This is a genomic window from Pseudomonas sp. R11F, from assembly GCF_050312575.1.
Classification (GTDB): domain Bacteria; phylum Pseudomonadota; class Gammaproteobacteria; order Pseudomonadales; family Pseudomonadaceae; genus Aquipseudomonas; species Aquipseudomonas palleroniana.
In genome coordinates this window covers 172,051-191,970 of sequence record NZ_JBNPJU010000068.1, presented here as the reverse complement: position 1 = coordinate 191,970, position 19,920 = coordinate 172,051, and the positions used below count along the sequence as shown (strand labels likewise).

25 protein-coding genes and 1 pseudogene are annotated in these 19,920 nt (G+C 55.6%); 6 read left to right on the top strand and 20 right to left on the bottom strand.

Going from position 1 to position 19,920, the window contains the following annotated elements:
• Positions 1–105: 105 nt before the first annotated feature.
• From ACQRBV_RS22900 to ACQRBV_RS22885, 4 genes are all read right to left on the bottom strand, one after another.
• Positions 106–1,692 carry an ABC-F family ATPase gene (locus ACQRBV_RS22900; RefSeq protein ID WP_081086944.1) on the bottom strand — a complete coding sequence of 529 codons (1,587 nt, stop codon included), beginning with the start codon at positions 1,690–1,692 and terminating at the stop codon, positions 106–108.
• A gap of 20 nt (positions 1,693–1,712) precedes the next feature.
• Complete coding sequence (locus ACQRBV_RS22895; RefSeq protein WP_411983948.1) at positions 1,713–2,906, bottom strand: tyrosine-type recombinase/integrase; 1,194 nt, start codon at positions 2,904–2,906, stop codon at positions 1,713–1,715.
• Between the two features lie 187 nt (positions 2,907–3,093).
• A complete protein-coding gene (locus ACQRBV_RS22890; protein WP_411983949.1) occupies positions 3,094–3,312 on the bottom strand; it encodes a hypothetical protein in 219 nt (72 codons plus the stop codon).
• Positions 3,313–3,853: 541 nt separating this feature from the next.
• Complete coding sequence (locus ACQRBV_RS22885; RefSeq protein WP_411983950.1) at positions 3,854–4,255, bottom strand: HNH endonuclease; 402 nt, start codon at positions 4,253–4,255, stop codon at positions 3,854–3,856.
• A gap of 126 nt (positions 4,256–4,381) precedes the next feature.
• On the opposite strand from ACQRBV_RS22885, the gene ACQRBV_RS22880 reads away from it, so the two are divergent.
• Together ACQRBV_RS22880 and ACQRBV_RS22875 are read left to right on the top strand one after the other, a co-directional pair.
• Complete coding sequence (locus ACQRBV_RS22880) at positions 4,382–4,627, top strand: hypothetical protein (RefSeq protein ID WP_411983951.1); 246 nt, start codon at positions 4,382–4,384, stop codon at positions 4,625–4,627.
• A gap of 716 nt (positions 4,628–5,343) precedes the next feature.
• The gene (locus tag ACQRBV_RS22875) at positions 5,344–5,643 is read left to right on the top strand and encodes a hypothetical protein (protein ID WP_411983952.1); all 300 of its coding nucleotides are present in this window, start codon (positions 5,344–5,346) and stop codon (positions 5,641–5,643) included.
• Between the two features lie 699 nt (positions 5,644–6,342).
• Here ACQRBV_RS22875 and ACQRBV_RS22870 read toward each other — a convergent pair.
• Positions 6,343–6,522, bottom strand: a pseudogene (locus ACQRBV_RS22870) (DUF4406 domain-containing protein); the annotation flags it as partial.
• Between the two features lie 483 nt (positions 6,523–7,005).
• Positions 7,006–7,785 (bottom strand): DUF2786 domain-containing protein, encoded by a 780-nt coding sequence (locus tag ACQRBV_RS22865; RefSeq protein ID WP_411983953.1) that lies wholly within the window; start codon positions 7,783–7,785, stop codon positions 7,006–7,008.
• A 75-nt stretch (positions 7,786–7,860) separates the two neighbouring features.
• Here ACQRBV_RS22865 and ACQRBV_RS22860 point away from each other — a divergent pair, with 75 nt between their 5' ends.
• Entirely contained in the window at positions 7,861–8,445 is a 585-nt protein-coding gene (locus ACQRBV_RS22860) for a hypothetical protein (RefSeq protein WP_411983954.1), read from the top strand.
• 30 nt (positions 8,446–8,475) lie between these two features.
• On the opposite strand, the gene ACQRBV_RS22855 is transcribed toward ACQRBV_RS22860, so the two are convergent.
• Positions 8,476–9,114: a hypothetical protein gene (locus ACQRBV_RS22855; RefSeq protein ID WP_411983955.1), complete on the bottom strand. Its 639-nt coding sequence runs from the start codon at positions 9,112–9,114 to the stop codon at positions 8,476–8,478.
• 105 nt (positions 9,115–9,219) lie between these two features.
• On the opposite strand from ACQRBV_RS22855, the gene ACQRBV_RS22850 reads away from it, so the two are divergent.
• The gene (locus ACQRBV_RS22850; RefSeq protein ID WP_134658212.1) at positions 9,220–9,708 is read left to right on the top strand and encodes a hypothetical protein; all 489 of its coding nucleotides are present in this window, start codon (positions 9,220–9,222) and stop codon (positions 9,706–9,708) included.
• A 39-nt stretch (positions 9,709–9,747) separates the two neighbouring features.
• On the opposite strand, the gene ACQRBV_RS22845 is transcribed toward ACQRBV_RS22850, so the two are convergent.
• The 9 genes from ACQRBV_RS22845 to ACQRBV_RS22805 all read right to left on the bottom strand — a co-directional run bounded on the left by ACQRBV_RS22845 (position 9,748) and on the right by ACQRBV_RS22805 (position 13,629).
• Positions 9,748–10,059: a hypothetical protein gene (locus ACQRBV_RS22845; protein ID WP_411983956.1), complete on the bottom strand. Its 312-nt coding sequence runs from the start codon at positions 10,057–10,059 to the stop codon at positions 9,748–9,750.
• A 69-nt stretch (positions 10,060–10,128) separates the two neighbouring features.
• Positions 10,129–10,722 carry a hypothetical protein gene (locus tag ACQRBV_RS22840; RefSeq protein ID WP_411983957.1) on the bottom strand — a complete coding sequence of 198 codons (594 nt, stop codon included), beginning with the start codon at positions 10,720–10,722 and terminating at the stop codon, positions 10,129–10,131.
• 7 nt (positions 10,723–10,729) lie between these two features.
• Entirely contained in the window at positions 10,730–11,227 is a 498-nt protein-coding gene (locus tag ACQRBV_RS22835; RefSeq protein WP_411983958.1) for a siphovirus Gp157 family protein, read from the bottom strand.
• Positions 11,224–11,955: a hypothetical protein gene (locus ACQRBV_RS22830; RefSeq protein ID WP_411983959.1), complete on the bottom strand. Its 732-nt coding sequence runs from the start codon at positions 11,953–11,955 to the stop codon at positions 11,224–11,226. Before ACQRBV_RS22830 ends, ACQRBV_RS22835 begins: the two co-directional genes overlap by 4 nt.
• Positions 11,956–12,337: 382 nt before the next feature.
• Complete coding sequence (locus ACQRBV_RS22825) at positions 12,338–12,532, bottom strand: hypothetical protein (RefSeq protein WP_411983960.1); 195 nt, start codon at positions 12,530–12,532, stop codon at positions 12,338–12,340.
• Positions 12,529–12,720: a hypothetical protein gene (locus tag ACQRBV_RS22820; protein ID WP_411984404.1), complete on the bottom strand. Its 192-nt coding sequence runs from the start codon at positions 12,718–12,720 to the stop codon at positions 12,529–12,531. The genes ACQRBV_RS22825 and ACQRBV_RS22820 overlap by 4 nt, the downstream gene beginning before the upstream one ends.
• Entirely contained in the window at positions 12,717–13,145 is a 429-nt protein-coding gene (locus tag ACQRBV_RS22815) for a hypothetical protein (protein ID WP_411983961.1), read from the bottom strand. Before ACQRBV_RS22815 ends, ACQRBV_RS22820 begins: the two co-directional genes overlap by 4 nt.
• Positions 13,146–13,164: 19 nt before the next feature.
• Positions 13,165–13,371: a DUF551 domain-containing protein gene (locus ACQRBV_RS22810; RefSeq protein ID WP_411983962.1), complete on the bottom strand. Its 207-nt coding sequence runs from the start codon at positions 13,369–13,371 to the stop codon at positions 13,165–13,167.
• 21 nt (positions 13,372–13,392) lie between these two features.
• Entirely contained in the window at positions 13,393–13,629 is a 237-nt protein-coding gene (locus ACQRBV_RS22805; RefSeq protein ID WP_411983963.1) for a hypothetical protein, read from the bottom strand.
• Positions 13,630–13,848: 219 nt separating this feature from the next.
• On the opposite strand from ACQRBV_RS22805, the gene ACQRBV_RS22800 reads away from it, so the two are divergent.
• Positions 13,849–14,367, top strand: a complete 519-nt coding sequence (locus tag ACQRBV_RS22800; protein ID WP_411983964.1) for a DUF1993 domain-containing protein — start codon at positions 13,849–13,851, stop codon at positions 14,365–14,367.
• A gap of 245 nt (positions 14,368–14,612) precedes the next feature.
• Positions 14,613–15,026, top strand: coding sequence for a hypothetical protein (locus ACQRBV_RS22795; RefSeq protein ID WP_411983965.1), 414 nt, complete (start codon positions 14,613–14,615; stop codon positions 15,024–15,026).
• Between the two features lie 745 nt (positions 15,027–15,771).
• Here ACQRBV_RS22795 and ACQRBV_RS22790 read toward each other — a convergent pair.
• From ACQRBV_RS22790 to ACQRBV_RS22775, 4 genes are all read right to left on the bottom strand, one after another.
• A complete protein-coding gene (locus ACQRBV_RS22790; protein ID WP_411983966.1) occupies positions 15,772–16,023 on the bottom strand; it encodes a DUF1654 domain-containing protein in 252 nt (83 codons plus the stop codon).
• Positions 16,024–16,875: 852 nt separating this feature from the next.
• Positions 16,876–17,997: a GAF domain-containing sensor histidine kinase gene (locus ACQRBV_RS22785; RefSeq protein ID WP_411983967.1), complete on the bottom strand. Its 1,122-nt coding sequence runs from the start codon at positions 17,995–17,997 to the stop codon at positions 16,876–16,878.
• Between the two features lie 250 nt (positions 17,998–18,247).
• The gene (locus ACQRBV_RS22780) at positions 18,248–18,745 is read right to left on the bottom strand and encodes a hypothetical protein (protein ID WP_411983968.1); all 498 of its coding nucleotides are present in this window, start codon (positions 18,743–18,745) and stop codon (positions 18,248–18,250) included.
• Positions 18,746–19,264: 519 nt separating this feature from the next.
• Positions 19,265–19,885, bottom strand: a complete 621-nt coding sequence (locus ACQRBV_RS22775) for a uracil-DNA glycosylase (RefSeq protein ID WP_411983969.1) — start codon at positions 19,883–19,885, stop codon at positions 19,265–19,267.
• Between the last annotated feature and the right edge of the window lie 35 nt (positions 19,886–19,920).

The following is a 19,920-nucleotide window of genomic DNA, read 5'->3' as shown; positions in this document are numbered from 1 at the left end:
GCAGCCGCCCTAAATCCAGACACCTCGGTCCTCCTGAAAGACCGAGGCGTCCCAGATGGGGCGGCTTCGCCACCCAGCGCGGGGCAAGCCCGCTCGCTACGCGGGTTAAAACACCACGCCCTGGCTGCGCAGGTAGTCGTCATAGGTGCCGCTGAAGTCGATGACGCCAGTGGCGCTCAACTCGATGATGCGGGTGGCCAGGGACGATACGAATTCACGGTCGTGGCTGACGAAGATCAGCGTGCCCGGGTAGTTTTCCAGCGCCAGGTTCAGCGCTTCGATGGATTCCATGTCCAGGTGGTTGGTCGGTTCGTCCATGATCAACACGTTCGGCTTTTGCAGGATCAGCTTGCCGAACAGCATGCGACCTTGCTCACCACCGGAAATCACCTTCACCGACTTCTGGATCTCGTCGTTGGAGAACAGCATGCGGCCCAAGGTGCCACGGATCATTTGCTCGCCCTGAGTCCACTGGCCCATCCAGTCGAACAGCGTGACGTCGTCTTCGAAATCATGGGCATGGTCCTGGGCGTAGTAGCCCAGTTCCGCTGCGTCGGTCCACTTGATGCTGCCGGCATCCGGCGTCAGTTCGTTGACCAGGGTACGCAGCAGGGTGGTCTTGCCGATACCGTTCGGTCCGATGATCGCGACGCGCTCGCCCGCTTCAACCTGGAAGCTGAAGTCCTTGAACAGCGGCTTGCCGTCGAAGCCTTTGGCCATGTTTTCGACGATGACCGCCTGGCGGTGCAGCTTTTTGTTTTGCTCGAAACGAATGAACGGGCTCACACGGCTCGAAGGCTTGACCTCGGCCAGTTGGATCTTGTCGATCGCCTTGGCGCGGGACGTGGCCTGCTTGGCTTTCGAGGCGTTGGCCGAGAAGCGGCTGACGAAAGATTGCAGTTCGGAGATCTGCGCCTTCTTCTTGGCGTTATCCGACAGCAGCTGCTCGCGGGACTGGGTGGCCACCGTCATGTACTCGTCGTAGTTGCCCGGGAACAGGCGCAGCTCGCCGTAGTCCAGGTCAGCCATGTGCGTGCACACGCTGTTCAGGAAGTGACGGTCGTGAGAGATGATGATCATCAGGCTGGAGCGCTGGGTCAGGATGTTCTCCAGCCAGCGGATGGTGTTGATGTCCAGGTGGTTGGTCGGTTCGTCGAGCAGCAGCACTTCCGGATCGGAGAACAGCGCCTGGGCCAGCAACACCCGCAGTTTCCAGCCTGGCGATACTTCGCTCATCGGGCCGAAGTGCTGTTCCAGGGGAATCCCCAGGCCCAGCAGCAGTTCACCGGCGCGGGATTCGGCGGTGTAGCCGTCCATCTCGGCGAATTCGGTTTCCAGCTCGGCCACGGCCATGCCGTCTTCTTCGCTCATTTCCGGCAGCGAGTAGATGCGGTCACGTTCGGCCTTGACCTTCCACAGTTCCTCGTGGCCCATGATCACGGTGTCGAGCACGGTGAATTCTTCATAGGCGAACTGGTCCTGGCGCAGCTTGCCCAGGCGTACGTTCGGCTCCAGCATGACCTGGCCACCGGACGGATCGAGGTCGCCGCCGAGGATTTTCATGAAGGTCGACTTGCCGCAACCGTTGGCACCGATCAAACCATAACGGTTGCCGGCGCCGAATTTGACCGAGACGTTCTCGAAGAGCGGCTTGGCGCCGAACTGCATGGTGATGTTAGCTGTGGAGATCAATTACTTTACCTATCAATAGCTTAGGGTGCGCTTATTTCAACTGGGACCAATTTGGGACCAATCTGGAGCTTTTGCATTTCGCTCCAGTCCGAGCTTGAGTTGATCCAACGCGCATAAGTCGAGAGCAGCATCTGGACGCTATGGCCGAGCTGCTGGGAGATGAAGGCGGGGTTCATGCCAGACATAATGCATATTGTCGCATAGGTGTGACGACAGTTGTATGGCGGCCGACGACGGATATTCAGAGCCTTCAAGGTCGGAATCCACTGCTTGTGCAGGTCGGATGTCTGTTTCACGTACTCCGAATTCTTTGACGGCGGAAAAATGAAAGGTGTTTCCTGCACCTTGCCCTTGCCACATTTCCGACGGTTTGCGTATTCCTTGGCAAACTTCAGTGCATGCATGGCTCGGTCATTCAGTAAAACGAAACGGTCTCCCCCTGTTTTCGTCCTCTCCACCACTTCACCCAAGGCGATCCCTCGACAGACGTGGGCCGTCCTCTTCTCTTCGTCTACTGCATCCCAGCGCATCGCCAGGGCTTCAGATAGACGCATCCCAGTGAAAAATACAAACTCAAAAAATGCCGCATAAATCGTGCTGGGCCAGTGATCATGCTCGTACATCTTCGCGATGATCTGATCAGCTTCTTCCAGCGTGAAAGGGTCAATCTCCTTTTTGCTGCGCTTGGGCAACTCCAGGATCGCCGCCGGGTTCTTCGGGATCAGCTCCTCGGACACTGCTGAATTCAGGATGGTGGACAGCTTCGAGATGGCGTTGCGCTTAACGCCCGGCGACTTCCACTCGTAGGCGGCCATCACTCGGCGGAGCAGGGTGGTCGTGATCAGGTCGATCCGCACTAGAGCCAGGGCAGGCATCCAGTACCTGTTCAGCGCTCCCTTGTAGTTACCTTTCGTGCCGGCCACCACCTCGCGGCTATCCAGCCAAAGCTGGGCGTACTCGCCGAAGTTGATCTTGCCTCCTGCGACGTTGTTGGAGCTGGGGAAAAGCTCGGCGTACTTGTCGTCGTCGAGCAGCCCCAGCTTGATCAAGCTTTTTACCTGATCAACAACCTGTGAGGCTGATTTGATGCCTTTCTGTGTCGGGGGATAGGGGAGCGTTTCACTTCGCCGGCTGCCGTTCCACATAAAGCGGATGCGGATCGATCCGTGGTGGAGGTCCATTCCTGCGGGCAAACCCATTGGCTTTCGAGCCATTCGTAGTATCTCCTAATGCTGTACATGACCCGGCTGCCTTGCTTGTTCCAGACGCCGAGGGGGATTTGGTTTCGAGCACGTTTCGAACGCAGAGCGGCGAGGGTTGTCCCGAGGAGCTCTGCCATTTGAGCCTCCGGCACTTTGTCGCCGGTGATCCCGTCGTTGAGTTGTTCTGCCGCTGCCATAACTACCTCCCGTCGGCCGTAGGCCGCGCTGTCTTGATGATGTGAACGATTACGCCGAAGCTGATCAGCAGCCAGGCGCAGGTGCCGACGAAGGCGTAGATCAGCGCCTCGGTGGTGCCGGTGCTTAGCAGGTCAGGGCCGAACAAAAAGAACCAGCAGGCGCTACCGGGCAGGTACAGCAAAGCGCCCAGCAGTATCAGGGTGAGTTTCATAGCGAACATGGGGTGTCCTTTCCGCGCTGAGCGGTTATCGGAAATATTTGATAATGATTGTTATTCGGATGTATGTTTGGCGCGCTCACCCAGAAGATAGGCTCTTTACCAGCCCACGGATGGCGAGGCTGATTCTTCTGGGTGAGCACCTTGCCCGCCGCTCACCGGCAGGCATGTAGGGAGATTGGGGTAGGGGGTCTTGCGTTCTGGCGGGAACGGCGGGAATCCAAAGTAGTGCCGGCGCTTTCCGGTGTAGCCGCATTCGCTGCAGCCCGTGGGCGGGCCGCAGCTGCAACCCACCTCACAAACACAGCCACACCCGGAGCAATCCAAAGTACACCAGCTTTCCTGCTCTACCTCGCCTTCATGGTTGATCGAGTAGTTGACGCGGCGGTCGAGGCGAAAGCCCGTGATCTTTTCTGCATCCTCATAGGTGGCCGGAACCACGCGAAAACCATACTGGGCGGCAGGGTCATCCACGAAACGTCGAACAGCTCTCACGGCCTCGTCCCTCGGTAGATGAAGACGTAGGCGAACCAGAGGGTGGCGATCATGGCTGCTGCTGCTTTTCGAAGTGGAACACGACCGGCGCGCCTGTCTCGGTGATAAGCCCGTAGGACTTAGCCAGGCGATATATAGGGTGGTAGCTGTTGAGGGAGTTGATGTGCCCGGCGATCCAGGTCCGCCATCCCTCCAAGGTTTGGCCACCTTTGCTGATGTTGCAGGGTGCGCAGGCTGGCATCATGTTTTCCAGCACGTCATGCTCGGGGCGTAGCGGCTTGCCTGACACCAACTTCCAAGTGCCTGCGGTGGTTTTCTTGGACAGCAGTTCGCGCACTACCGGTGCCAGGTGATCGGCGTGCCACCGGTCACCCAGCAGCACCCCGCAATAGGCACAGTGCCCGCCGTATTTCAAGCGCACTTGCTCGCGCTCAGCTTCCTTCAGGCGCATAGGTCTCCTTGCCGCTAGAGCGGCTGCTTTGAAAAAAAGGGGTAGTAGCCTTTCGCGTCAGTGGTGCAATCGACCGGGATAGTTGAAACTTGTAGTTATGCTTGGGAAAGCCCACAGGAGAGGGATATGTCGCACAGTTTGGATACGCCTATTGCTCACGAATACCGCGGGCACCGGCTGTTCTTGAAATTTGATTGGAACAGGCCTAACGACGAGACGCCGGTTGCGGCGCATGTCATTGAGAGCAGTGACATTCCCGGATACGCCAACACGGTTGCAGATCTATCGGGCCCGTGGCGGGATTATCAGAATGCACTGGCTGAGGCGATAGCCACTGCTGAGCGCTGGGTCGACAGTCATCAACTGAAGTAACCGGCCGTCTGCAATTTCTAACTGGATTCTCTGGTGATGTCATACTGATGTCGCGTTACGAATGGCGAAACCTCGCCGCTCGGTCCCGAATAAGTGTGCCGAAATGCCTTCGATTGATGATTTCCGCTTCACCGCCCATCACGTCCTACTCGATCTAGATGCTGCTACAAATCACCTTATGCTGCTTGTAGTCTCTCGTGAGGTGGAGGGCAGTCGATGGGATGATGCCGTGGCACTCCATAGGCAATCCTACGAAGCTTGGGCTTCAATATTCACGGGAGTTAAAACCGACCCGATGCCTGCACTTGATGGCCGACCAGCTGAAGTAAGTACCCCGACGGCAGAGTAGGAATGCAACTTGTTATTGTGCATATAGCCTATGCGGAGTCGGCATCCCGCTCAACGGTCCGGACGGTGCATTGCCGAGCAGTTAGCCTGATGAATATTACCCACCCACAGCCGATAGCAAGATAGGCTCTATCCTCTAGGATGGCGCGCGCCATCGGCGCCGAGAACAGAATCGAGCGTTCCTTTATTTATTTCAGACATGGGTCGTCCTTGCCGCTATTGCGGCTTAAAGTTGTACGTCAAATTTAGATTCGTATAGATATCTCGACCAGCTGTCAGTTGCGATCTAGATGCGCTTGCGATTTGCTTTCATAGGTTTAAATTTCGTCCCGACTCACCATTACAGTTGGCGGTAAGGAGGGGGGCCTATGAGACTTCGAGGCGATATCTACTGGAACTGGGCTGACCCGGAGCTTCACTCTCTAACGCACGATGAAACACTAAGCGATGGAACTCATATTGATGTGCATGTCAGGCTATCGCGAACAGGCAAGCCTGAAATGTTCATTGGAATATATGCCGCAGATGGAATGGCTTTGTACGAAGAAGCTGATGACTCATACCCTCGAGAATCGATGACCAGAGCGCTGGCTTGGGGCGTCGGTCGAGCTCGTAAACTGGCTGCTGATGCTCGCGTGAGCCCTCACCGAAATGCTTCGTCAAAGTAGCGGATGACTTTGAAGGGGGAGGGGTTACAGTTTCTGCAGGTGGGGTACAGATGTACTCTTTCATGCGTTTGGGGGTCTAGTCTATGTACCCTTAGGCATCTGGTTGGGCCCCCATACCTCTTATCGGATATTCAGTCCTGCGTAGTGGCTAAATGGCATTGCCTGAGATAGAAATATCTCAAGTTTTCACTGCAGCCAAAAGAGGTGTGTGTATGAAATGGATTCTTCGACTCATAAGCCCAGAAGGCGAAACGTTTTTTACTGAGCCTGTAGATTTCCAAGGCAATAGGCGCTTGTGCCGTAACTCCCAGTTTGCGGAGCTGTTCGATACCTTCCAAGCAGCAGAGCGAGGGTTAGCCGATTTTCAGCTGCTTTGGGAGTCTCGAGTATACGTTTTGGATATTCTAGAAATGGGCGCTAGCGATAGTTTTGCCTTAACCGATATGACACACCAGCGTTCGACTGAAACCTCAGTTTCTTGCTAGTCGAGCCGCTTCGGCGAGTACAGCGCTGACCGAATCTGGTCCATTCATCCTCACCTTCCCATGATCAGCGACCAGCGTCTTTGCGCAGGAGCGGCTGGTGCGCCTGCCGTTCTGTGCGAACAACAGCGTCCCTCGTTACCAGATCATGGGCACTTACGACAATCATGCCGAGGCGTTCGGCGACCAGGACTTCCAGGCGCGCACCCTTTGAATGCTCCCTGCCGGGCAGGGTGGCCACGGTGTTGCAGTCCATAAGGGCAGCAATGTCGCGGCGCATGCAATCGTTCCAGGTGCCACCGTCGGGGTTGATCTCGGCGGGGGTGGTGACGGTGTGCCCACTGGAGCGCGGGCTGGCTGTCATGCTGTGAAAGGTGGTGAAGTTGAGCCCTGGCATTCCGCTCATGAGGCCGCTGAGGTAAATCCGTTTCACGGGGAGTCTTTGCCGGGCCATGCCCGGGAGGTGGTTAGGTTTAAAGAATCGGCTACAGTTCGAAGATCATCCCTAAGGACAGATCTATGACATGCTTTATTTGCGGCGAGAAAGCGCTCGCAACCGATGTTGGCGAGGATTACGAAGAAAGAGTCTGTCAGAAATGCGGTCACTATCGAATCACCAGTGCGGCGCTCATTTTGTTGAAGTCTCGTGGTTGGAGCTTTGATGAGGAGCTGGTTAGAACATGGCTTGAGCACCAAAAGCGTCGTGGATTTATACCCACCATAGATGATCACCAGGCAAGTCTATTGATCCGACCTTAGGTCGCCTCAGCCTGGCGCTCAGTCACTCGCCTCGACATTGCAAAGCAGGGCAGTCGTTTTAGTTTTCTATAGGCATGGTGAGTCCTTGCCGGGCCATGCCCGGGCGGTGGGGTGGGAGGTATCAGGCGATTTCGGATAGCGCAAGAATGTCTTCCCCGCCGCGCGCGATGCCGGCGTGCAGTTCAACCTTGCTGCCAGCGAGCATTCCGGCGATTTGAGCGTTCATATCCAACTCGACGCCCTTGCTTTTCCGTGATTCTCTGATGTCTTGGGTGGATAGGTATTCGCTGATCAAGGCCTTGTCCTGCGCCTGAATCGCGACGAGGTCCTGACCGGTGGAGGGCTGGCCAAGCTGATCATCATCAGCCTGCGGCACGAGCGTTTTCAGCTTCGACTGGACCTCCCAGACCCAAGCCAGTGCAAAGTGGTCGCCGGCGGTTTCTGCCGAATACTGACTGCGCTGAATCCCAGACCTTACTGCTGAGCAATAATCCTTGCGCGCTTGGGTGAGCTTTCTATGCAGGGACTCATACGCATACAGGGCGATGTTCTGAGCGGGTGAAACGCCGACGAATGTCGCGCACTCGATGACTTGCCCTTTCGCAGAGCTCCACTTCCTGCGCCGTATGGTCGTACAGTTGAATGCATCCGCAACCGCGATGCTCAGCTGCTGATCCCATGCCGGCCGCCGTTTGGCTCGGTACAGATCTGACTCAACTTCGCCGACGTCGCTCAACTTCACATCCATTTCGGTCAGCCGGTACTCGCGCATCAATGCCTGGGCCTGGCGCAACGCCGTGGCGGCTTCGTTCTCGTTCGCGCTATGGGCCAGTGCCAGGCAGTGCTTGATCTTGCGGATCGCGCGCTCGAGTTTCTTTTCGTCGATCTGTTGTGCGGACATAGGGGATCCTCGCCGGCTGGCGTGATTCGTTAAAGTGGGGTATTGGTGTGCGAAATTGATGCTCAAGGCCCATGAATGAAAAATGTAGCGGCGACCCAAACGCACGGAAAAATGGATCTATCGAAAATGATGCAGTCCGGCCATCCTGTGGCCTGGCTATCAAAACTATGCTGGGAGATTAAGGAAGCTATGACTTGTCAGGATTCAAACCCGGCAAGCCGAATTTACAAGTCGATGAACTGCGCGATAACCGCCTGGCATATGCATGACTGGATCTGGCAATTCAGTGACGAGAAAATGAAGGAAGATCTTGCCGATTACTTAAAAGTGCCGAGATTCAAGGTCATGGGGGACTTTGCCAAAGCGATCCAGCGCCTGTCTCCCGCAGTATCTCTATGTCGACAGATAGGGACAGCAGTGAAGCATGTTTCGCTTTCGCACAATCGCCCTGAGGTAACTACGCATGTGGTGCGATATGAAGATGGTGATTCAATCGGCTACCGGGTGAAAATTGTTGATGGTGATGCTGAGCACTTAGATACCGATGTCTACATGGCCGCCTTTGAGGTTTGGTCGAGAATCTATGTGCAGCTTGAGTTTCATATGTGGGAGCAGGTCTACAAGCTTTGGCCTGAGTGGCAGCAACACCTTCGACAATAAGTAAGAGCCATAGCGGGCAGCGCAGGAGGGTCAGGGGCAGTTGTTAGCGCCGCAGTTTCGGCAGTTGTTCAGGAATCGCCCGTCCCAGCTGATGAAGCGTCCACAGCCGCAGCAATTGAGCATCGGCTGGCGGTGCTTGGCGACCTTAGGTGGCTTGGGCATCTTCACCCCTGCCACACGCAGGGCCAGCTTGTGGTCGACGTTCTGGCGATGCACCAGGCGTCGACGGATCTCCTCGATGTAGGCTGCTGGCCAGAAAACTCGCGTGCCCTGGCCGGCGTGAATGGCATACGTGAACTGGGCGTTTTCCAGATCCATACTGAGGGCTTGCTTCAGGTTCTCGGTCACTTTGCCGCGCTGCTCGCTGACCCAGTAGACGTCGTTTCCATTCCAGTCACCTGGCACGTGCACGTAGACGCGGGCACCGGCCTGCAGCCCCGCGATGCGCCTGTCCTCCTCCATCAGCTGGCAGTCGACGCCGTAGTGCGCCCTGGCGTCGATGTAATCCTTTGGCCAGGGGATATCGGTGTCACGGTGGCGGCATGTCTCCTCGAAGGTGAACAGCTCGGCCTGGTCCAGGTTGGTCACGTAACCGCGGCCTTCCTTCGCCCAGAACATCATGCCGTCGCCGACATGACTGCGGCTGTCCTGTAGGTAGAACTGGGTCATGGCTTTCTCCATGCAAGCGCCGCCCTCCGTGAGCGGTGGTGGCAATTTGGTTTGGGTTCGGGTATTACGGGTGACCGGCATGGAGCCGGATCAAGGAGAAGGTTCATGCAGAAGCTGATAATCGCGCCGTTATTGCTGCTGGCGTCAGTCAACTGTTTTGCAGACCTGAAAGTGAGCAGCCCGTCTCAAGCATGTTCGTTGCTGTCTGGATCTTCACTGTCTGGCGGAACGTGGCGCGATCTAGAAGATGGGACTTGGGGGTGCTCAAGTGATTACCTGGATATCGGCTCTGGAAATCCATTACCGAACAACCTTGCGTATTACGTGGAGGGAAGCGTCGTCTCGCCTACCCAGGTTTATCTCGTGCTGAACTACTTCAAACCAAAATCAAAGGATGCTGCAACGAAAGCACTGGTTTCGGCATCAAGCGTCCTTTCTCAAAAGGCATTGGGAGCGAAACTTCCTGTCGTCATCACGAAGGCTATTATGTCGGGGCAGCCGGCGACGTCCGAAGCTGGCTCGGGAGTAATTAATGTTCTTCGCGATGATTGGCCGAATGGTAAAGGGTATGAAATTCACGTTCTCATGAAGTAGGCGCCTCACTCCGTTACCGGTTGCAGCGAGTAGGGCGGGTTATGCTTCTTCGGCGTCGAGCCGTAATGCTTGGCGCTGGCCTATGGCGTAAAGTTCTGCCGCCACGTTTTCGTTAACTTCGATTTTGTGGCGCGAACGCAGAGCCTCCCGCGCACCTTCGCGACCGAGCGAGTGCACATAGCGAAGAGATCCAGCCACCACTGATGCCTGTTCAGTGTCTTCAGTCCAGGCCATTAGATCGGCGATCATCTGCTTCTCGCCAGACCGCACACGGTGCCGAAGCTCTTCCTCGCTAAGCTCCTTGCGTTTCGCCGCGCTCTTTGCGGAGCGCTGCTGTTGAGTTGCAGCCATGGCCTACCTCTTCTATTCCGCTGGCCGGCAGTGCGAGCCAGGTTTGACGTTTGCGTTGCTGGGTGCGGGCTATGCGGCGCATTGGTTACCGCCTGCTTCTGAAAGCGGATATTCAATCGAGTACTTTTCGAGTATCCGTTTCAGCGTCTTGTTGGTGATGTGCAAGTTCACGCACACGCGGCGCCTGCTCAAACCAACCTCTTTGTAAGCCTTGATTCTTTCGACCAGCACCAGCTCGCGTTCGCCTACCGCTTTCATGCGCTCAGGTGAGTTGTAACCACCGTGTGATGATCGCTTGAACTTGAAGTCGAACTCTTTCGACATGCTCAGCAGCGTGCGCCGACCTATCCCAGTGGCCTCTATGACTTCACTTTGGGTGTGAGTGGGGGCAAGCTGCATGACGAGCTCAACCCGCTTCATGCGCTGTTCCTGCTTGATTTCGAGCGGTGTTGGCGGCATTGGTGCAACTGGCTCAACCCTGCGCCGAACAAACGGCTTTGGCGCAGGAGGTTCCTGAGGAACGTACACGACTGGTTTCGGTGGAGGAGGTGGCTCGGCCACTTCGATCTCGCCGCCGGCCGCCAGGAACTCGGCGACCTGGGCGGCAAGCTCATTTGATTTTGGCTGTAACGCCTCGACCAGGCTTAGGTGGTTGCTGATCATGCTGACCTCACTTGATGCTGATCGAGCTTTTCCCGATCTCGGAGTGGGCGCCGGGTACGTCCTGGCCATCCTTCAAAGCCTTGGCGATGGCCGCTTTGTCCGGTGCGCTGGTTACTTTGACGCTGACGAAGTCGTCGGGAATGGCCTTCTCATCGTCAATGACCACGATGGGCTTGCCCTTGCCGCAGGTGATGGTGAACAGCGGATGGGTGATTTTGGTGATCCCAGCCGCGTCCATGTTCGTGCGCAGGTACTCCTTGAGGCTTTCTTTGCGGTTGGTGATGATCCGCTTGCGTTCGGTAAGCCGGTCGATCTGCGACTGGATCGCCTCAAGGTCGCCGTCGATGTTCAGGGTGATCATGGCGATTGCCTTACCCTTCTCCTGAAACTCGCCCTCGATGCCTTCCATGGTGTCGCGCAGGGCGACGGCCAGGTCTTCGTCGGCAGTTTCTGCCAGGGCAGCCAACTCTTTGAACTGCTCGGCGATGGTGTAGAGCGTGGTCATGCTGCTGACTCCTGATCAAAGCGGGCTTTCTGTTCGTCATACTCGCGCACGATCCGGGTGACGGCCTTGGTGTCACTGCGAAGCGTCAGGCGGCGTACGGCAACGTCATGGAACGCCTTGAGTTCCTTCGGCGTCTTGGCGGTCTTGAGGGATTCGATGACGGAAGCGATGTAGTCCAGGCGTTCTTGCTTCTGGCGCTCCTCCTCTGCGACCTTATCTTCGGCCTGCTCGATGGCCTGTTCGTCCTCCAGGGCATTGACGTAGTCCTGATCATCGAACAGACCCAGGAACACATCCGCGCTGAAACCAAGCATCGACAGCGCTTTCTTTATGGCATCTGTCAGCGACTTCTTCGGCGCTTCGCCGTCAGTCGTCATGCCGTAGCTGGTCTTGTACTGGTATCGGGTGCAGCCGTATTGCTCTATCTCGCCGCGCATGCCGTCCTGCGTGAACCACAATGCAATCTTCACCGTGTGACCAATTTCACGGCCGATACAGGCGCGCTTGTCGCCTTCGCCGATAAAGATCTCGTGACCTTCATCGAAGCGCTCTTCGACAATCTTCCAGCCCCAGCCGATGCCGACCGGCCCAAACAACTCGGTGGCCTTCATAACCATCGCGGTTCCGCTCAGGCTGGTGATGTCCTGGCCATTGACCTTGGCCTTTTTGGTGAACCTGGTATCGGTCTTATCGACCTTGCTCCAGATCTGCATGTTCTGTTCGGACATGATTGCTCTCCGCGCCACCGGAGAGGGGCGCCGTCAGTTTTAGGAAGTGATTCGATCAGCGAGGGCGCTGAGCAACATCAGGAATGTGCAGAGGGATAGGGCGGAGAAGGAGCCGCGCCAGATGAGCATGCGGCGGGTGCGCTGGTGGGCGGTCATGGCATGCACCATTGGCTACCGCAGTAATAACGCCCATCGTCAAAGTTCGGTGGCCCGCTTTTGCGTCCGCACCCGCACTCTATTTCCGCCTCTATTTCTTCGTCTCCTGGCTGATCAGCCACTTGGCAATTGGTGCCGCCGCAGTGCGGGCATTCGGTGTGGGTTAAATTACTGAATGGGCCGACCCAGCTAATCCCGGCCTGGTTGCAGATGCCGCAGATCATCGTCATGGCCGAACCCTCACTGCGATCCGGCCACCTTTCATGGTCGGCGCCAGGCGCTGCGGCAGATCCCGCACCAGGTCTTCACGCTTACGACCTATCAGCTCGTTGAAGGGAAGTCCGAAACCCAGGATGGCAATGCGACGCTCGACGTCGTCAAGCTGCTCGTCGATCAGCGATTTAACCGGTGCAGTAGTCATGCGGACTCCTTGCGCTGCCTGGTGATTTTCAGGAGGCGCTGGCAGTAGTGGTTGAATTCTTCGATGGTGATCACGCTTCCGGTGAGCATGTTCGTAATCATTCGCTGGACGATGACCTGGGCGCCGGGCTCGCTGGCGGGATGCTTCAGGGCCTCGAGCGCTTCATCTATCAGGATGTGAGGGCTCACCATCCGACCCTCCGCTCAAGTTCGTCTTGCTGCTCCTGGAGCATCATGGCTCTGGCTGCGTGCGGCTTGAGCAGTTCCACCGCTATCTCCTTGCGGGCCGCTTTAGACCCGAGCAAGTAGATAGCAAGGTCATAAATCTGCCCGCCACTGCCAAAGTTTGCAGCGATAGCCAGCAGTTGGCCGAAGGCGTCGATCTTGTCTTCACCGTCGATCTGACGCTGATTGGCATGGTCTTGAAGCGCCTTGAAGTACTCGGCTTGCGTTACCGAGCCCCTGTCAGCCTTCTCATACCCCCAGTCAATCCGGTATCCCAGCATAAGACGCTCGGCGTTCGTTTCGATCCACTCGGCCTCGGCCGAGCTTTCGCTCACTGGAGGCGGCATACGGTTGTCGAACTCGAACTGAGCTTTTCGTTGTGCGTTCATGATCGCCTCCGGGGTGGTGTTATTCGGTGGGCGGGGCGGGGAGTGGCTGCCAATGGGTAACTGTGAAATCAACTTCTTGTGTTTGCTGAGCCGTGGAAGCCGGGCCGTCTACCAGCCACTTACCCCGATGGAGGTAAAGGTTGAAGACATGAAAGCCACTTGCGGATGCCAAAACTGACAAGCGCTCCTGGGGCAGTCTGTCGCTGCACTTGATCCAATCGCTCATGGCGACCTCCAGTGTTTGGGGTTAGGCGGAACGGGCGGCGAGCATGTGGTCGGCAATCTCGTAGGAATACTTCGCAGCAAGCGAAAGGATTCCTTCGACCCCGTGCCCGGCAGTTGCAAGCTCCCCGATCTCTCCGAAGCTCGGTGCTATCTTCACAATTGCCTTTGCCGCGAAGTAGTCGCGCAACCTCATGCCGGTAAATTCATGATCAGCAACGCTATCCACAGGAAACGCTGGCTCGTTTTTTGGCTTGCTCATGACTCTCTCCATTCGTTGGTTCACCTGTATTCGTCAACACTCATGCCTCCCGCTGGTTGCCGATGGGCGCGGGGGAGGAGTGCTGATGCAATAGAGGCGGGAAAGGGGTTGCGGGAGTGTTGGCAGAGGAAGGTCAACAGTCTGCTAGGATTCAGGCTGCTGTCCGGGAAAAAGGCAGATCCTTTCTGCCCGCTATGAATGACTACTTAGGGAAAAGATATGTCGGTTTACTCAGTTACCATCCCATGTTTCGCGCAAATGCTGCGATCGTTATCGGCTCTTTTGTCTAAGGGTGAGGCCGCAGCCCTGGAGCGCGGTTATGACCCGCAAATTCTGCTTGGCGCTCGATTAGCACCTGATATGCACGATCTGGCCCGACAAATTCAGTACGCTTGCACTCAAGCTCAGGAAGCGGTTCAGCGACTTACCCAGCAGCCCGTGCTATCGCTCACTCCTCCCGAAGACTTGGTGGCAGCTAAGGTACTAATCGAAAGCACTTTGGCAGTTCTTGAATCGGCGGATCGCGCTCAAATAGAGGAAGGGGCCGAGCGTAAAATCGCTATCGAGTTACCAAATGGCATGACCTTCGATATGACCGGCAGCGAATACGCAGTGAACTGGGCTACTCCACAGTTTTACTTTCACCTGGTCACGGCTTACAACATCTTGCGCAATAACGGTGTACCTCTCGGGAAAGCCGATTATGTACAGCACATGTTTGCTTATCTGCGAAAGTAATCTCGTTGCCTGAAACCCGCTGAATCCACATCGGATATAGCTCGAATCCCTCCGAGTGCTGCCCGTCTACGCCGCGACAAAATCCGCTCAGGCTCGGGACAAGGTGGCCACCCTGCTATCACGACAGAAGGCCGAGCTATATCCGATGCGCTCATAGAGAGGTCGGGCAGTTAACGACAGGCTGCCGTGGTGCTGGCTTTTAAGGCTGGTAACATCGACAGTCCTTCCCGGAGTAAGGAATTGCTATGCATCAGGTTGTTGAAAGGGCGTTAAACGTGATCGCAGCAGAGAGCAGCGAGCCCGAATACACTGAAGCGTTCAGCGCTGTCCGTGCAGTAGTGGTTGAGTTTGGGGAGGAAAATTTGGCTGATCGGCTTTTTGCCGATATCCCTGACTCGACATCCGTTCTGCAGGTCGCACGACTCTTCGACTTTCTTGCCTGGCTGACGAATGACAACGGATCGGCGATAACGCGCACCGCTGAGCGCTGGCTCGTTGAAGGCACAGACCTGCGCAAGATTCAGATCGCTCTCAACCTCGAGGTGTACCCGTTTCCGGACGAGGATGATATGTACCGCGTGCTGTCTGATGTGGCTGCATCCCTCCCGCAGATGGCTGGTAGATGCCAGTTGCTAATTAGTTCTCGGAAAAGTCGGTAGCACCTGGTCTACATCCCAAAGCCAGCTCCTCGAACGGGCTTCAGTGATGCTTTCCGCCGTGACCCGCAACTGGCGTCGGTCACCGGCTTGAATAAAATGTGCCCGGCCTCGCTACTGGCGACAGGCCGGGGTACTGCGTCAACGGTGACTCCCTCTACGCTAGGGGGCGCCGCGTATCCCGCTGCTGATTGCAGGTCGGCGGTTCGTCGTGGGTGCGGGCTTCGAGCTTCCTACTCACAGCGTCAAACAGCATCTGTTCGCCGTGGATCACAGGTCCTTACAACATGCACGCTACAGCTCTGAATGCCCTGATTAAGTGGGGCAGGGTGCATGAGGTCCGGCGGTCCCAGCCGAAGCTATCGGTCCCGCTAATTCGAATCTTTTGATGCTCTTCAGTCGGGGCCCGCTACTGGCGTCGGCTTCCGGCTATCTTCTGATTGTTCCTCCAGCCGCGGGCCTTTCGGCTTGGTCTCCCGCTGGATAACTGTTCTTGGCGCTTTACGCTGCACGCCCGGGTCAGTTGCCAACCCTCTGAACCGTTTAGGCCGGTTCATTGCTGCCTTTGAATCTGGGCCGGTGGTGATCCGGCAAGGGGTGTCGCTAAAGAGCGGCGGGTGGAGGCCCTTCGCAGTGGCTGTGTGTTGCTGCGATGGAGCGAATATAGGTAATCCCATATTTATCGTCAATGGGTATTCCCATATTTTTTGTAAGAGGCAACAAAAAGCCCGCTCAGTGGCGGGCTCCTTTATGAGTCGCAGTACTCGCGCCAGCCGATCCTGACGGTCCCGCCATCCAAATGCTCAACCCTAATACCGGCCGTGTCGCCGATATCCTGGATGACCTGGTGCCAGGCTTCAGGGCTTTCGTCGTCGCGCCTCGAAACCTCGACCAACTGAATCCTCTGGACCCGAGGAGAGGCGATCAAGCGTTCAAGGCGGCGACCCACAAGCTCGTATGAATTGCGCAGTTTTGAAGTGGAGTAGGGGGCCTGATTCATGCTTCGCTCCTTGCGATTGCTGTCTGTGCATACAGTATTGTTGCTGACATATGTTGGCAATAGAGCGGAGAAATTTTAATGCATAAATGCATAATTTCCTAGATTAGGCTTTTTGGCAGTCATACAAAAGTCCGTGTTTGATGAGCTTGAGCTTGCTCAGGGGTTAAGGGTTATGAGTATCGTGCTTAGCCATTCGTCACGTAGAATCACCATTGGTGGAGATTGGCAGTAGATTTGCTGCGAGCGTGTTCCGCTGATCAATGTCTTGGTGGTGAATGGATTCATGAACTCATACAGGATCGTAAAAACTAAAGTTGGCTGGGGCTTTTTCAGAAGTGGCTCAATGCGGCCGTTGGCGGAGGCGTCTACGAAAGAAGGGCTGGTGAAGATCGCTGCACCACTGCTCATGGGCAAGCCTGCATCAGTGAAGGTTCACCATGAGAACGGCACCTTCCAGGAGCTGAGATTTTAGCAGACAAATAAAAGCCCGCGATGGGGGGAGCGGGCTGGAGGGTATCCACCAAGAGCTGGAGTTACCATAGAGGGTTGACTGGAAAAATGTCGTGAAGGTGATGCTCGCTTTGCCATTCCTCGTATCCGAAGGTTAAGTGATCAGCGCTTGATTACAGCCCGAAACGCTGTGTAGCATTGGGTACATCGACAACAACCAGATCGAGAACTTGGCGCGGCCGTGGGGGCCGAGGAAATCGGACTGCTGATTTGATGGTTAATATCACAGCTGTAAGCGAGCGGTAGCGTTTATGAGACTGATCCAGTCGGCGCGCGACATGGGCATGCCCTCATATGCTTACCTACAGGATGTGGATATAGCGGGTCAGCGACATTTTTGTATTAGATTAAAGGAAAGCTGGCTTCGAAGCATGTGCCGTCAGTTACATTAGACGTAACTGTTATAGATCCGCCGTGCCCTCGGACGATCTCTGAAGCGATATACAGGCCCAAACCTAAGCCACCGCCGAAGCTACTTTGCTGTGATCTGGTATAAGGCTGAAACAGCAACAACTGCCGGCAGGGTTCGATAGGGTCACCTTGATTGATGACTGAGATGACTAGGTTGTCGTAATCGACAAAAGCGCGCACTTGGATTGGAAAGTTGATGTCACCATGCGTGACGGCGTTACCCAATAAGTTGGAAAGTAGTTGACCTACCCTGACCGGATCGCAGTCGACGCCCACTGGGATGTCGATAGATTGCTCAATCTTGGCCGAGGGTTTAGAGCTTCTTACTTCATCGATAACTCGATGCAACTCTGATTGCAGGTCATCGACCTTGAGTCGGCTGACTGGTATTCCTCCCCCGAGGCGACCTCTTGCAAAGTCGAGCACGTTTTCGATCAACTTGCTCATCCGGTGTGTACTATTTTGGATCGCCTCGACCAGCTTGTGGGTCGACCGTTCAGTGAGTTTGCTTTCCAACAGGTCAGCGCTCATACGGATGGCACCCAGCGGAGTACGCAAGTCATGCCCAAGTACAGCGATGAATTGATCCCGCAGCCTACCGGTTTCGCGTACGTCCTCAAGTTCGGTCTGACGTGCTTCGAGAGAGTTCTGCATGTCTAGATTCACGGCTATCAGCTGCGCGAATAGCGTCAGATTCTCTAATATTTCGGGTTTCTCGACTTCACTAGGCGCGGGATCGATAGCGCATAAGGTGCCGAAAAACTCTCCATTTGCGCGAATTATCGGCAATGAGATATAGCTCTCAAGCTCATATTTCAATGGGGTATGGTGTGTCGCATAGACGGGGTGATTACTAGCGTGTCCAAACACTATCGGCCGACGGTGTTGCCGGATTTCATTACAGATGGTCGATTCCAACTCAAGCTCATCGCCCGGCTGCAAGCCAAAGTTGATGGAGTCGTCGACGGCGCAGGTAATCCAATGCTTTTCTGTCACCCGTACGACAGCAGCGAAGCGAAGACCGGTGAGATGCTTTACCAAACGCAAGATCATGGGAACTGCTTCGATCTTAGCGACGGCTCGGACGTCGGGTGCAAAATTTGCAGTAGGCACGTATCACGACTCCGGTAGCCGACAAAACGCCTACTATACAAAATACAGAGATGTCTTGGTTGCCTGAATATGAGAATGCTTTCAATCGTTCGTCTGAAGTCTGGAATTCAAGCATGTTTTTACCTGGAGCGATTGCCAGCGCCGTTCTTCGGCGCTTGCAAATGCGCTTACTCCTGCACAGCCCCAGACCTTAATCTTGCGACGTAACTCGGTACAAACCAGTTTCACCCGAAGCAAAACCGCCGTGGATGAACATCATGTAAGGGGTCTTTTTCGGGTATTTGGAGCGACTTCTGCTTTCGCTTTCGGACGGGTTGTCTGGGCTTCCGTCCGCGAACTGCCAGAGTACAAAACCCTCACCTCGCAGCGCGCACTTCAGTGGGGGCACTTTCCCTCCCTCCGCGAGCATTTCTTTCTTCACTTCATCAGGCAGTCCAACCTGCAGTGGCGTGCTCTCCCAAGAGTCTGGAGCGTCACCTGGGGCAAGCGCTGCAAAGCCATTGCCATCTTTTACGACTTTCAATGCCGCTTCTCCATCTGGCTTGTTGGCAAAACTTCCGATGAAGCTCTCGCACGAATATTCAGCGGCCAAGGTGGAACTGCTTAAGCTCAATAAGATCGGTAGAGCGAAAATTGAGCAAAACGGAACGCTGAGTTTCAAAACAGGCAAACGAAGAAAAGTACGCATGAATATCCTTTAGGGAGGTGCTTTGATTAAGGACGTGGTCCGTCACTGAATAAGCGGCTCATGCTACTCGGCGGCCGTGCGTCTGTCATGCGGCCAGCAGCAACAGCCCTGACGAACCTTTAGGGAGCGCTTTATGTCTCAAGCGCGCAAGGCGATCCTCGGTTTCCAGCGCGCTGCTGACATCCTCTCCAGCTTGGGCGCCGCCTCGGTTGGCCGCACATATAGAAAACTCCATGATAGCCGCCTCAAGGGCGAGCTGGTTCTCGTACATGCACTCAAGCATGTCGGAGGAGAATTTAGGGGAGGGCATCGCAATATCTTAAAGTGTTAGTGCTACGAGCGTGGCTCGGCCAAGCACAACAATTCCAGGTAAATCTCAGACAAAGAAAAGCCCGCGATGGGGGGGGTAGCGGGCTTAAAGGATCTTCACAAGGAGCTGTGACCACAATAGGCGCTCGATTGTGAAAGGGATGTGAAGGAACAGATACAAGACGCCCAGCGCTGGCTGGGCCATGCAAGTCAACCTTGATGTAGATATGCGCGGACCTGACGAAGGACTGTAAGAATTTTTTCGCGGTTACCGATTGCGTTATTTACGTATAGCGGGCTCGGGTGAGCGCAAATGAATAGCTTCAGATCGGGCCGGACTGAGGCAATAGCAGCTGCGGCCCTCTCTGCCTTTCTTCCCAGTAAAACGACAGTCCGTAGCTTTGGTAGCAGTGCCAATAATCGAGGCAGCGGTTGAAGCCCAGCCTCGAGATCTAAAGGGGTAGCGGCTCGTATTTTCGTGCCGGTCCCGATGTACCAAGGTACGACATTCCAAAGCACTGTGTGTTTGCGATCAATGCCAGCCTCGATCCCGAGTTCGAACATATTCTTCGCGGTTTCGTCAGGATTGTTGCGTGAAATAAAGCCCGAAGCTACCGCTTTTGCTCCTGGCGCCTCCAGCAGGAACAACGCTTCAGCTTCGACGCCCCCATCCCAAGGGTCAAAGTATGGGATGCCCGCACTTGGTCCGGCACTCTCGCGAAGTTGGTCAACAAAATGGGTTAACGGGTAAATATGGGCTTCGCCGAGCTGCAGCATGCGGTTGGCCTTCGCCTCTGGGCAACGAAGCATCTTGGGACTGTCTACGAGCATGTTGGACTCTCGGATAGAGCGATTGAGTGGGAGGG